This window comes from Pandoraea fibrosis, from assembly GCF_000807775.2.
In the GTDB taxonomy this organism is placed as follows: Bacteria; Pseudomonadota; Gammaproteobacteria; order Burkholderiales; family Burkholderiaceae; genus Pandoraea; species Pandoraea fibrosis.
This window is the reverse complement of record NZ_CP047385.1, coordinates 1,021,314-1,034,525: the sequence shown is the minus strand read 5'-3', so window position 1 is coordinate 1,034,525 and position 13,212 is coordinate 1,021,314. Positions and strand designations below refer to the sequence as shown.

The window sequence follows — 13,212 nt, the reverse complement described above, 5'->3', positions numbered from 1 at the left end:
AAGAGCCCTCTATGGCAAAGCTGAGACCGCGCGCGCGAATTATAAGAACGATCGGGGATCAACTTATTAGCGGCCCCGAAGCAGCACTTATTGAGCTAGTGAAGAACGCTTACGATGCGGATTCAGCGTTTGTCGTAATCAAGATCACGCCACCGAACGACGCGGTCCCTAGAGGTGCCATCAGTGTCCAGGACTCAGGACACGGTATGACACTTCAAACGGTCGTGAATGGTTGGTTCGAACCGGCAACCGACGAAAAATTACGTAGATGCGTAAGTCCGCGCGGGCGACGACTACTTGGAGCGAAGGGCATTGGACGCTTCGCAGCATCACGGCTCGGAAGATTTACCGCACTGAAGTCAGTCGCCGTCGATGCTTCGGGAAGAAAAGAAGAAGTTAAATTGTCAGTCGATTGGGATATTTTCACCGCCGAAAACTATCTCGATGACATAGACATTCCGGTCAGTCAGCGATATCTGCCGCAGGGAAGTTCACATCCAACCGGAGTGAGTCTAGAAATCACTTCGACTCGCGATACCTGGACAAAAAAACGCTTGGAATCGTTGATTCGTGAGTTGAGAAGAGTTGCATCACCGAACATAGCAGGTGATCAATTTGATATTCACCTCGATATCTCTGATTTTACACAATCCACTACCGGTTTCGACGGCAAAGATTTATTCGAAAAGCTTAACTTCACTCACCTGCAGAATACCGATGATGTCGAAAATCCGAATTTAATACGGCCCTTCGAAATATCCAACATCGCCGATTATATCCTGGAAGGTAGATTCGATGAGGATGGGCAATTTTTCGGAACGTTCACCATTTGCAAGGGCGACAATCACCCGTTACCTCTGGAGATGAACTCTTCGAAACCTCGAGAAGACGAAGAGCCCTGCGGAGCTTTTGACGTCCGCATCAACATTTATGATCGAGAAGCAGAGTCAGTATCCGCTCTTTTTTCCAGAATGGGATTAAACTTCGAACAAATTGGAATTCGCGATGCCAGAAAGATCTTGAGCGACTACGCCGGCATCGCAATCTTTCGAAGCGGATTCAGAATCAGACCTTACGGCGAACCAGAAAATGATTGGCTCGAACTTGAGAGACAGCGAGTACAAAATCCGTCTAAAAAATTGGGTATATCTCAGGTATCCGGCAGCATTTACATTGGCTCTGAGGGCACCAATAGGCTGGTGGAACGCAGTAGTCGCGAGGGGTTAGAGCATAACGGGGCCTTCGAACGGCTAAAGCGCCTGGTTGGCGACGTACTGATTTATGCCGAAGATCGTCGATTGGAGTATCGCGAGCGGGCGGGACTAAGTCGTCGCCCACGGGCAGATGTCTCCCATGCAAAAACGCTTGCAGCTCTCCATGCAGTCTCGCAAGCCGTGGCCAAGCTCCCGGTGGAATTCAGGGGCTCAATAGAGAAGGCTATTGCCAAGGACTCAACAGCACTAACCAGCTCGTTAGATCAGATTGAAGAGTACCAGAAACTTCTTCAATCACGAGCCGCATTGGGCTTGGTTGTCGCACAGGTCATTCACGAAGGACGACGTCTTCTGAATCCGATGGCTACCGCGGGAAAAGCTCTCGCCGAAAACATTGAATTTGTGACAGATGGCGCGAGCAAGAAGGGAGAGATTGCGAGAAAGCAATTTCCCAGCCAGATAGAGGTTGTGAATAACGGAACCAAAGGGCTTAGTCGTCTATTTAAGAAGCTCGACCCAGTTTCCGGTCGGCGCAGAGGTCGCCCCGTGGAATTCTCGGTAATTCATCCGATTGGTGCATCAGTCGACCTCTTCGAAGCGTCCTTGGCCGACCACGGCATTCGCATTGAACTCGACGTCCCCTCAGATATTAAGGCCTATGGCTATATCGAGGATTTTCAGGCAGCCCTAATGAATATCGTCGAAAATGCCATTTACTGGATTTCGACAAAGAACAACCCAGACGGGGAAATCATAATTACAAGCAAGAAGAACGAAAAAAATGTTCTTGTTTCAATTTCAAACAATGGTCCGCTTATCGATGAAAATTACATTCCACGTCTCTTTCAGGCCGGGGCTAGCCTAAAATCAGATGGCACGGGACTTGGCCTCGCCATCGCACGCGAGGCATGCCGCGCAAGCATGGGGGATCTAAGATTTGATGAAAACTCCCCTGATGTAACTTTTATTATCGAGTTTCCAGTTAGCAATTAGAATAATCGGGGATTTTTAATGACTTTTCAAATGAGAGTACTCATCGTCGAAGATGACATTGACGAACAAAACTCATGGAAGCGTCAATTTGATATGCACAATGCCGACACCCAAGACACGGGGCACGGCTTTTTTATTGAAGCTCAGTTCGCATCTACGTTAACTAATGTCCGAAAGTGTATTGCAACTAGCAACTTCGATGCAGCCATTGTCGACATTCGTTTGCAGTTGGAGAATGGCAACGCCGCACCAAACACTGACGGCAATGACGCTCTAAAAGAGATACTGGAAGCAGAGATGGCCGCAGTCGCAGCCTTCACGGGTGAAACGAAGTTGGTCGACAGTCCAGAATACGCGAGGGGGTCTGTCCGTATTTTTGTGAAGGGGGGCGACGATGGCGATGGCACTAATGCCGTGATGCGTTGGTTGACGGAGCAAGCGCCCATGCTTGAGCACATTCAAGCCGCGCAAGAGGCGATTCGCCGTGAAATGGCGAAAATCTTCGCCAAATCCATTTGGCCTCGCTGGGCTAATTGGATCGTCGACCAACCGAGCCAAAATCAGGTTCAAAGCGCAATTACTCGTCATATCACCTCGCACGTCTACGCCACACTCCAAGAGCGAGGAAATCAGGTCGCGCACCCCGAGGAGTGGTACTTTGTACCGCCAATACGGGACGGTCTTCGCACCGGCGACCTTCTGCAATTCGCTGCCGGCCTCGAAATCGTAATCACACCCCGATGCGACCTCGCTCGCCCTGCGACCCGCGGAGATACCATTCAGCTCGCTGTATGCGAGGACGTATCAGCGGAGTGGCAAGCGCTAGTTGACGCAGTCAACGCCGCCAAGGGAGCGTATGAGGCAGCTGCCGCAGCTGAAGGCACAGATACTAAAAAGCCGTTGGAGAAACTAGGAGCCGCGGAGGAGAAACTAAGAAAATTCACGCAGCACCGAAGCAAGACAAACTTACACTTCCTGCCCCAAATGAAGCTTGCAGACAGATCCTTGGGGCCATTTATGGTGCGCTTTGACAAGGTGCGCTTCGTTGAACGCCCTGTGAATGAAAACATCCAATTTCCTGGCGTGCGAGTGGCCGCGTTGACCGGCGAATTCTTGCCCTCACTAGTCGAGCGACTTGGAACATTCTTTAGTCGAATCGGAACCCCTGACTACTCACACCCAAACTAGTCGTCCGCATCGCCATCTATCTCATGAGCTTGCGCCGCCCCGTAGTGACACGGGGCGAATTCCGTCCCCCATGGGCGCAAATCGACTTTCGCTGCTCAGAGTGAGCCTAATAGGGTTTCGCGCAATTTGAGCAACGTTGTAGCGGATCTATTTGCCCCAAGCTCACACTCCCATACCACGATGATGGACCATCCTGCTATTGCAAGCATTTCCGAACACCTTGCGTCGCGGGCTCGATTCAGCTCAAACTTCCTCATCCACTGATCCGTGTTTGACGCAGGCACGTACGCCTTGGGACATCCGGCATGATGGTGCCAGAAGCAACCGTGCACGAATATTACGGTTCGGTACTTTCTCAACACCAAATCCGGTGTACCTGGCAACCGTCTATCGTGCAACCGAAAGCGGAAGCCATGCGCATGCAAATACCGCCGAACGATCATCTCCGGCTTGGTATCCTTCGCCCTGATATTCGACATCATCCGGGAGCGAGTGTTTTCGTCGACGATATCTACCATTCCTGGTATCCTGGATTTTCCACGGCCAAGTGGTTCCCGCTCTCCGAAGTCTCTATGAAGTATGTCAAGAAAACAGTCCATACCGATCGTTGATTTGTTTGCAGGCCCAGGTGGACTCGGGGAGGGTTTTTCCTCGCTTGAAGGAGAACCATTTCAAATCGTAGTTTCGGCCGAGATGGACCCACATGCGCACAAGACGCTCCAGTTGCGATCGGTCTTTCGTGAACTTAAACGAGCGGGAGGTTCTGCACTTCAGGCCTACTATGACTTCTGCAACGAGGGGCGAGACATCATTAGCGACCCGCTGGCACAGCAAGCGCTCAAGACGGCGAGGTCGGAAGCCCTGCAACTTACGCTTGGCACCCCCGAGGGCAACGCTACACTGGATGCTCAAATCAGGAAGCACCGTCTGTCTTCGCGCGCACCGTGGGTTCTAATTGGAGGCCCTCCATGCCAAGCCTATTCGTTAGTCGGTCGGGCCAGAAATAAGGGTAAAAGTGATTATCGTCCGGAAAACGACCATCGGCACTTCCTGTACAAGGAATACCTACGAATCATCCATAAATATAGACCTGCCGTATTTGTCATGGAGAATGTCAAGGGGATTCTCTCATCAACGGTTGGTGGCGAGCTTGTGTTCCATTCGATTCTTAGAGACCTTTCGGATCCAGATCTAGCTGTAGCAGGCAAGCGAACACGTAGGGGTGGCTATACGATCTATTCGCTTTCCGAAGAAGCAATGTTCGACAGGAAAATGGCTCTCGAGGACATTGATGTTCGGAAGTTCGTGGTTCGTACGGAAAACTATGGCATTCCACAAGCTCGCCACCGCGTGATTCTCTTGGGCGTGCGAGAGGACATGGATCAACCGATCAGTCATTTTTTAGAAAAATTCCAATCCAAATGTCCCACGCTTAATGACGCGATTGGATCCTTGCCGCCACTCAGAAGCAAACTTAGCAAACGGAAAGACAGTCCCGACGAGTGGGCACGCGTTGTCCGAACGCACTTTAGCAGTCTGTCTCAAGCAGCGACATTTAGCGGACAAAACGGGATCCTTGCAGAACTACAACGTGGGCTCATCGGCGTAGCAGATAGCTTGAGTTCTGGTGGACTACGGGTGCCAAAGGACCCGACATGCACCTTGGACTCTCCGCTTGCGGAATGGCTAGAGGACGAGCATCTCCAAGTTTGGATGAATCATGAGGCGCGAGGCCACATGGACTCGGACCTCATGCGATATGCATTTGCGAGTACATTCGCGAAGGCCAATGGGCAATCCCCCAAAGGGCATGAAGATTTCAACCTGAGTGAATTGTTGCACCCGAATCATGCGAACTGGAAAAGTGGAAAGTTTTCGGACAGATTCCGGGTTCAGCTTTTGGAAAAACCATCGACAACAATAACAAGCCATATTTCCAAGGATGGCCACTATTTTATTCATCCCGATCCCAGTCAATGCCGAAGTCTGACCGTGAGGGAAGCTGCTCGACTGCAAACGTTCCCCGATAATTACATATTCCAAGGCAATCGAACCCAGCAGTACCACCAAGTCGGCAACGCTGTGCCTCCCTTGCTCGCAAAAAAAATCGCGCAAATCGTACGCCAGCTTTTCTAGAAAATCGATGCCTTGAGGTTCCGTCTAGACCAAGAGATGAGTCTCTCGTCGCTACCGTTACTTCGTGTCTCGATGGTGTCCCTCGGGTTTGTTCTCTAGAAGCACGGAAATGAGCTTCTCAGAAGGATGTTTCCTTACATTCCTCTAAGACGAATCCGAAATCGCACTTATCTCGCATAATTCACCGCTTGCGTTCTTGTTGCCTGCGTGCGGTCTCTGTAAGCTTGTCCTCGTCACGCCCCAAACGTGACCGGGCGTAGCGGCCCGATTGATCTGTCCGGGCACACAGCCGCAATGCATCGCGGCTTCGTGTGCGGTCTCATGCATGCCTACGAAATCAACGGGCAGGCCTGGGCTGGGACACCTTCGGGTGTGCCGCCCAATCCGACTGATCAGCGGTCCGCTAACCCAGTCCAGTGCCTGCCCACCCCCTCTCGTCGCACGAGGGGCAGGATTGAAACGGTTAGCATGAGGACACACAGCATGACCTCTCTCGTATCTACTCCTGTCGCTGTTCGCGATTCTCTCGACAAACTGCACTGTCTTTCCGAACGCCTCGTCGCACTTTGCATGGTGGCGGCCAATCAAGAAAGTGCGGAAGCCATTCCCTCCGAATTCGCAAACGCATACTTCGAGCAACTGGGAGACCTCGCGGACGAAGTTCTCGACGTGACCCAACGGTTGGACGACGATCTGAGTTTTGCAGGAAACCCCACACTCCTGCTGTCCTGACGTTGCCTCGAGCCCTCAGCAATTTGGTGCCTCTCATTGCGAGAGGCACTTCTGCTTTTCTATGAGGAAACCCGCGACGAGTTGCCTGCCAACGTCACGACGAGCGCCCGAATGGTGGTCGCGAAGGCTTACGAAACTGCTTACCGGCACTTTGCCGGGAGCCGATGAACGATCTTGCTGTTTTCCTTAGCGGCTCAACCGCGTGGAACGCTGAGGGGTTTGCGGCACCGCACAGCGTTCGCCGTACACCTTCCAACGTAAAGCGACGACATCAAGTAAAACAACTGCCGGTCGCCCCCAGTACCTGATTGGCGCTCTCCACCTCAGCGAGGCAACGGGGACACTTCCATGAAACGTTCTCGCGGCTTAACGCCGCTGCAGCCATCGGTTTAGCACCTTCGCTGCGACTACCCAGCCTTCCGGATTTTGTTTAAGTCCCGAGCCACTTGCTCCAGGGCGGGTGAGATATGCCCGCTCGCCTCGTCCGTGCGCCCCGTTACCAACCAGAAAGCAAACTGCGGCCAGACTTCACCAATGGCTTCAATCATCTCGGACGTCGGGCGTTGCAGACCTCGCGAGACGTTCTGCCACCGCTTCGACGGGATACCCGTGAAGTCCTCCATCTCCCGCCAACATCGGTCGGCGTCGGCGACGTGCTCAATGAGTTCGCAGATACGCTCGCGCATCTCGGAATTTCCCCAAATACGTTCCAGACATGGAAACCTATACTTTAGGCATGTCTAATTCCTAGGCATCGGTAGCTCGGATTCCCCTGCTGCCGCTCACATGCAACCGGTGACCTTATGACCAGCAAACAAAAGCTCATCATCATCGACGTCACGCGACTCGAAGGCATCTCAAGTAAGACGGGGCGTCCCTACGACATGCGCACCGCACAGTGCGTGCTCTACCAATCGACAAGCGAAGGCGATCAAGCCGTCGTCGGCCGAGTCATGCTGCCGGACGGTCTTAAGGAAACGACCAAAGGCGAATACCTCGCGGAATTCGCCTTTTCTCAATCGATGGATGGTCATCTAGTTCCGCGCATTGTAGCCCTGCATCCCTGTGCGAGCGGCGCGCGCCCCGCAACTTCCGGCAAATCCACAACCTGATTTTCCCGCCTTGCGTCGCGTCTTCATGTAGACGCCGATAACTCATCTTCTATATCCGGCCCCCCGCCAGATTCTTAACACCGTCGCAGCTCATTAGCCGTGATGGAGATTGGGGGTTGCGATGTTCCGACAGTTCTTACTCAGCCTACGCGACCGCTTCGGCCCGGCACGCGCCAAACAAACGCTTTCGCTCGCCGCCCAAACCTCGGACTACGACGGCCATCCGCTTCCTAAGTGCATTCGCGCGGCGAAAGGCCAGCAATGTGCACACGGAGGCTGCGCGTGACAGACCAAACCATCCGTCTGCTGGCCTGCCAACCCATTCGCCCACCGATGGCGATTACCGCCCTTGACCGCGAGCTCTGCCCGCCAGAGAACGGCCAGCAATTCAGTTTTGTCTCCGTCGACCCCGAAATCGCGCAAGCACATGCACCCGCCACCTCACTCGACACCGTACAGATGGCGGGCTTCTGGACATTGGCATTCACAACCGTCGTCGGCCTTTGGTTCGTGAGTGCCCATGTGGGCGCAGTCCTCGGCTTCATCCGTCGAGGTTGAGCCAGCGCGCCGGGCGCATCCCGGCATCTCAATTGGAGTCAGTAACTATGAAAGAAGCACTTCAACACCTTCGCTCGATTGTCACGCGAACCGCTCTCGGCATTACGTTGGGTACGGCGTCCTGCTTGGCTAAGGCAGATGGCGGTGGCGGCGGAGGTGGCGGCCCTGACCTGTCCTCACTGACCAACGGCATCAACATGGGCTCCACCACCGCCGCAATCCTTGCTGTCGCCCTGTCGCTGGTCACCGTGTATGCCACGCTACGCGGCGCAAAGATCGTGCTCGGCGTTATCAAAGGCTAATCGTTGAGCATGGCCGAGCGCTCCATCGCGCGTGTCGAGCGCTCGGCCACCGGAGACCATCATGCCGACGCAAGAACTGTGGGATCTGACTTTCTTCGCCTGGGGAGTCGTATGCGGATGGGCGGTTGTTCAAGGCTTGAGAGGATAACGATGAAACAAGCAATGGTGGCCTTAGCGCTACTCGCCCTCCTCGCACCACAGCCGGCAATACCGCAAGCGCTCCCCGTCGCGAACTTCGCCATGAATCGCGCCATCGCTGGCGTCATTACGCGGATAGCAGCCTCCCGCGGTTTCGCTGCGAACGACGCTCGCGTTATTGCGACGTTAGAAGCAATCTCGTCATCGAGCACAGCGCTAAACGTTGTCTCAACCGGCGCGGGCATCGGCCTGTCCCTTGCTGGCGCGCCCGTCTGGCTGACAATCCTCGCGGGGCTCGGCATCGTCGGTGCGGGTAGCCAATTGATCGCATCATTGGGCGACGCTGAGGTCGCTATCGGACAGACCTATGACGGTTCCGTTGCGCTCGCGAGCAAGCTCCCGCGCACGGAACCCGTGAAGTTACCGCCCTACCCGGACTTCAAGACGTCTCCCTCCCACGAACCGCTTTTCGAAACTCTCAGACGCCTCGGGGCACATGTGTATAGAACGCATGGATGCTCCCCCACAAACACCCGAGTCGCATGTCACGAATTTCCGCTACTGCCGCCAGAGTCCGCCGGCATCGCCTTGTCCTATCCAGAACACGGAATTCGCATCCCCTTCACGTCGATATCTGAGCTAGAGGCACTGCGCACACGTTGGTTGTTCCAGCCCGGCGATACAGATCCGCAACTGAAAATCATCGAATTGCTCGATGACTACGGCGAGTTCGCAGGCTTTGCTGAACGCATGTGGACAAACAAACACCGGCCCTGCTACGACGACGCCCCGCCCTTTTGCCCCGCGCCCCATGAATGGGTGACGCTCGAACTGAACCCAGCCGTATTCGACATCAGCCGCGACGCCTTTTACGGGTTCAACCGGATGACAACGGAATCGATTTACCCCGATCTGGACGCAGCGCGCGCCAGCATGAACCGGGAACTCATGAAGATGCCGATCAGCCCCAAGACGCTCGCCGACATCGTCGATGAATCGTGGCAGCAGGCGGCGGAAGCACCTGACTATGCGGGACTCCCCTATCGCGACTCGGAGCCCGTCACGGAAGAGGACGTGGTGATATGGGTCAAAGAGAATCCCAAGCTGGTTCCGCATATCGGCGACGTATTCGAGCCCGCCAATCCGCCAGACATCAAGACGGTACCGATATCTCCTCGCATCCGTCCACGCGAAGACCCAAACCAGCAGGTCGATCCCGAAACAGATCCGCGCGTCGATCCTAGACCCGATCCCGAGATAGACCCGAACACCGCGCGCGATCCCCATGAAGAGGGCGAGCCCGGCACCGACCGCAACAAGAACACCGAAGGCGTTCAGGACGTGAATGTCGTCAACCGCCCGACTGTCGATATCGGCAACCGGGTCAAGGTCGATATGGAGCTAGGTGGCGCCCCCGAAGTGGGTAAGCCGGCACTGGAAGAAACGCCCACCGCAAAGATGATCATCGATCCGATCCTGGGGCTGACGGCCGACTTCAAAGCCTGGACGATGCCTTCGCACGGTGCTGAGTGTCCGCGCGCAACGTTCCAGGTATTCGATCGCACCATTCCAATCGATGTCCACTGCGAAATTGCCGAACGCATTGGGCCACAACTTCGCCAGGTGATGATCGCGGCCTTCGCGGTCATGGCGCTTTTGATTGTTCTCTCCGCCTGAGGTCCTCATGCCACTGTTTGCCATTATCGCGAGCGTTCTTAACACCGCGTTGGGCTTTATGTTCCGCGCGTCGGTGGTCAAGTGGGCGACATTCTTTGCGCTCTGGTATGTCGTCAGCGAATTTGTCGTCGCCCTCAAATCGAGCAACCTCTTCCCGCAGGTGTCCAAGCTTAACGAGGTGTTTTCGGGCATCCCTACCGGGGTTTGGTATTGGCTCGACCTGTTTGCCGTCTCACAAGGTGCACCGATGATCGTCAGCGCCATGGCAGCACGCTTTCTCATCCGGCGTTTGCCGATCATTGGGTAAGTGCCATGGCAATCAACGCTTACACAGGCTTGATGGGATCGGGCAAGAGCTATGAGGTCGTTAGCAGCGTCATCGTGCCAGCGGTTTTGTCTGGCAGACGTGTGGTGACCAATGTCGACGGCATCAACGCGGACGCTATTCACGCTTACTGCACGGACGTGAAGAAAGCAGACCCGACAACGCTTGGCGCGCTGATTCCTATTTCAAACGCAGACGTTCTCAAGGCAGGCTTCTTTCCCGACGAAACGAGGCCGGACCTCGACTCAATCGTCAAAGCAGGCGATCTAGTGGCGATCGATGAGGCGTGGGAGTTCTGGTCCGTCTCGCACAAAATCAGCCCCGAGCACATGCGCTTCTTCCGGATGCATCGACACTATGTGCATCCGGAAACTGGCGTTTCGTGCGATGTCGCGTTGATGATCCAGTCGATCACGGATCTCCACCGGCAGTTACGCTCGGTGATCGAAGTCACGTTCGTCACGAAGAAGCTCAAGGAATTGGGGCTAGGCAATCGCTATCGCGTCGAGATGTTCGGCGGCGGGCGGATCACCAAGGCAGCACGACTGGGGACCACGACCACAACATACGACAAAGCCATTTTTCCGCTGTATCAGTCGTATGCGGGCGGCAAAGGGAAAGAGCGCGCCATCGATTCCCGGCAAAACATGCTGCGCAATCCCAAGCTGTGGATGACCGCCGTACTTTTCGTGGGCTGCTGGACCGGCGTTGGGGTTCTCCTCTGGCGATTCTTTCATCCCGAACTGGCCACGGAGTCGTCGCCTACTAAGGTGGAATCGGACGGAAGTCTGCCCGCTCCCACCAATGTGCGATCCGATCTTGTGCCCCGCGCTCCGACGCTTAGCGATAGATGGCGCGTCGTGGGGCAATACTCGGTCACAGGAAAGCGCTATGTCGTGCTGAGCGATAACGCTGGGCGCTTACGCATCGAGCCCTCATCAGCATTTCGCAATCGTGGCCTCGCGATCATCGGTGAGGTCGACGGTCAACAGGTCACTGCATGGTCGGGGCAAAAGCCCGCTTCTCGGTTCTTCGGAGAATCGCGATGAAGTCCCTGTTCGCCGGCGCGATGTTGATCGCTGCAGCCCAATCATTTGCGGACGAGCCTCGCATCGTGCCCGCCCCCATCGATTACCGAGGGCCAGCCCTTCACGATGACGGCCCGGCGATTCGGGACAGCGTCGAGCGCCCCCACTCGCCCGACTGGACCAACGCAAGTGGCCCGCCCCCTCGATTAAGGCCGAGCCCCTCATCCGGAAAATTCGACTTCCAGTTCGTCAATGTGGCGCAGCTCGTCTCCTTGCTCTACGGCGAAGCCATCAAGACGCCTTATGTCATTTCCCCCGAAGTGCTCGATGACCCGCGAATGGTCTCGATGCGGTTCGATACGAGGCGCGGCGACCTACGTGCATTCCTGATCACGTTTCTGGATTCTCTCGGATTCGGCATCGAAAGGCGCCAAGGTGTCGACTTCGTATTCAAGCGGTCAAGTATCAGCGTAGACGCGGAACCGCAATCCACCTACGTCTATCGCCCCCAATATCGAGACACGGCCTATCTCGCCAATCTCGTCAGGCCAGTGTTTCGAGGGCAGTTCACCGTGAACCGCGAAGTCGCTGCCCCACCCGAGGGACGAGCGGGCGGCAATATCCTCGACGGTTCTGCGGCGATGCTCATCGACCAGAAAGGCGACACGCTCGTTTTCCGTGGAACGAAAGCCGAAATTCTGATGCTCCAGGAGTTACTACCGCTCGTCGATACGCCGGTCGGTGAAGTCGCTGTGCGAGCAACGGCCTACGAGGTCACCCAAAGCAGCGAACATGGTTCCGCGTTTCAGCTTGCACTGGATCTGCTATCCAAAGGTTTAGGGCTATCCATACAGGTGACAGGAGAGAAGCTGAGCAACGCTGTGCGCATCACAGCGGGAGATCTCGACACGGTGTTTTCGGCACTATCGAAAGACACACGATTTCAGGTCATCAATAGCCCGAACCTGCGTATCCGATCCGGCTCGCGGGGAAAGCTCACCGTGGGGCAGAAAGTCCCGGTGCTCAAGTCCGTCTCCTACCCTCGCGGTGGCGGTGAACCGGTTCAATCGGTCGAATACCACTCGTCCGGCGTCATCTTCGAGTTGCGCCCGACCGTGAAGGATTGCGTTATCGATCTGCACGTCTCGCAGCAAATCAGCGACTTCGTGAAAACGACGACTGGCGTCAACAAGTCACCAACGCTGAACACCCGGGAAGTGAGCACCGAAATCAGTTCGCAGGATGGCGACATCATCCTCATTGGCGGACTGACAACCAACAAGGCATCCGACAACACCACGGGACTGTCTTTCCTGCCCCGATTCCTCGATAGCCAGGCCGATGCGACCTCGAACACCGAGATCCTTCTCGTCCTCCAGGTAGAGCGTGTCAGGACGTCTAGCGTCGGGAGTGTCGGCGCCGATGCCGAAGCCATGGATGCCCGCGGACGCACCTGCAACGTCCGGGCCGTTGACGCGCGACTCAGCGCGACCCGCGCGACCGAGCAGCGGGTAGCACCCCAGACGCCCGCCGAAGCGCCACCACCGGCTACACCTCCTCTCATTGAAAACCGCCTTTCCGCTCCCGCCAACAAAGTGGCGCGGATCGAAGAAAGAACGACGCTTCGCGCGACCGCCGCCGCCCGCAGGGTCGAGGACGGCGGGGGCGCGCGAAGCGCGCCCTAAATTTATATCCGTAACACTTAACGAGAAAGGGGGTGGCAAAGGGCATCCAGCCGGGACAGAAACACTTCGACTTCGATCCGGATGAAAAAAGGCCCCGATGCAGAACACCGGGGCCAACGCCTTC

The 13,212-nt window shown here is 55.6% G+C and carries 13 protein-coding genes; 11 read left to right on the top strand and 2 right to left on the bottom strand.

Annotation, left to right across the window (positions count from 1 at the left end; genetic code table 11):
• Positions 1–11: 11 nt before the first annotated feature.
• Both PI93_RS04610 and PI93_RS04605 read left to right on the top strand, forming a co-directional pair.
• The gene (locus PI93_RS04610) at positions 12–2,207 is read left to right on the top strand and encodes a sensor histidine kinase (RefSeq protein ID WP_039374507.1); all 2,196 of its coding nucleotides are present in this window, start codon (positions 12–14) and stop codon (positions 2,205–2,207) included.
• Positions 2,208–2,237: 30 nt separating this feature from the next.
• Positions 2,238–3,395: a hypothetical protein gene (locus PI93_RS04605; RefSeq protein WP_039374508.1), complete on the top strand. Its 1,158-nt coding sequence runs from the start codon at positions 2,238–2,240 to the stop codon at positions 3,393–3,395.
• A gap of 95 nt (positions 3,396–3,490) precedes the next feature.
• On the opposite strand, the gene PI93_RS04600 is transcribed toward PI93_RS04605, so the two are convergent.
• Positions 3,491–3,874: a very short patch repair endonuclease gene (locus PI93_RS04600; RefSeq protein ID WP_236105818.1), complete on the bottom strand. Its 384-nt coding sequence runs from the start codon at positions 3,872–3,874 to the stop codon at positions 3,491–3,493.
• Between the two features lie 100 nt (positions 3,875–3,974).
• Between PI93_RS04600 and PI93_RS04595 the strand changes: the two genes are divergently transcribed.
• Together PI93_RS04595 and PI93_RS04590 are read left to right on the top strand one after the other, a co-directional pair.
• Positions 3,975–5,531 (top strand): DNA cytosine methyltransferase, encoded by a 1,557-nt coding sequence (locus PI93_RS04595; RefSeq protein ID WP_039374510.1) that lies wholly within the window; start codon positions 3,975–3,977, stop codon positions 5,529–5,531.
• A gap of 483 nt (positions 5,532–6,014) precedes the next feature.
• Positions 6,015–6,263 carry a hypothetical protein gene (locus tag PI93_RS04590; protein ID WP_144400493.1) on the top strand — a complete coding sequence of 83 codons (249 nt, stop codon included), beginning with the start codon at positions 6,015–6,017 and terminating at the stop codon, positions 6,261–6,263.
• Positions 6,264–6,670: 407 nt separating this feature from the next.
• On the opposite strand, the gene PI93_RS04585 is transcribed toward PI93_RS04590, so the two are convergent.
• Positions 6,671–6,949 (bottom strand): hypothetical protein, encoded by a 279-nt coding sequence (locus tag PI93_RS04585; RefSeq protein WP_052241018.1) that lies wholly within the window; start codon positions 6,947–6,949, stop codon positions 6,671–6,673.
• A gap of 117 nt (positions 6,950–7,066) precedes the next feature.
• Here PI93_RS04585 and PI93_RS04580 point away from each other — a divergent pair, with 117 nt between their 5' ends.
• The 7 genes from PI93_RS04580 to PI93_RS04550 all read left to right on the top strand — a co-directional run bounded on the left by PI93_RS04580 (position 7,067) and on the right by PI93_RS04550 (position 13,088).
• Complete coding sequence (locus PI93_RS04580) at positions 7,067–7,375, top strand: hypothetical protein (RefSeq protein ID WP_039374511.1); 309 nt, start codon at positions 7,067–7,069, stop codon at positions 7,373–7,375.
• Positions 7,376–7,657: 282 nt separating this feature from the next.
• Complete coding sequence (locus tag PI93_RS04575) at positions 7,658–7,933, top strand: hypothetical protein (protein ID WP_144400492.1); 276 nt, start codon at positions 7,658–7,660, stop codon at positions 7,931–7,933.
• Positions 7,934–7,980: 47 nt separating this feature from the next.
• Complete coding sequence (locus tag PI93_RS04570) at positions 7,981–8,235, top strand: hypothetical protein (protein ID WP_039374513.1); 255 nt, start codon at positions 7,981–7,983, stop codon at positions 8,233–8,235.
• Between the two features lie 150 nt (positions 8,236–8,385).
• On the top strand, positions 8,386–10,050 hold the full coding sequence (locus PI93_RS04565; RefSeq protein WP_158453311.1) for an IgG-binding virulence factor TspB family protein: 1,665 nt from the start codon (positions 8,386–8,388) through the stop codon (positions 10,048–10,050).
• A 7-nt stretch (positions 10,051–10,057) separates the two neighbouring features.
• Positions 10,058–10,357, top strand: a complete 300-nt coding sequence (locus tag PI93_RS04560; protein WP_125348261.1) for a DUF2523 family protein — start codon at positions 10,058–10,060, stop codon at positions 10,355–10,357.
• A gap of 5 nt (positions 10,358–10,362) precedes the next feature.
• Positions 10,363–11,424 (top strand): zonular occludens toxin domain-containing protein, encoded by a 1,062-nt coding sequence (locus tag PI93_RS04555; RefSeq protein ID WP_039374515.1) that lies wholly within the window; start codon positions 10,363–10,365, stop codon positions 11,422–11,424.
• A complete protein-coding gene (locus PI93_RS04550) occupies positions 11,421–13,088 on the top strand; it encodes a type II secretion system protein GspD (RefSeq protein WP_236105732.1) in 1,668 nt (555 codons plus the stop codon). Before PI93_RS04555 ends, PI93_RS04550 begins: the two co-directional genes overlap by 4 nt.
• Positions 13,089–13,212: the final 124 nt, after the last annotated feature.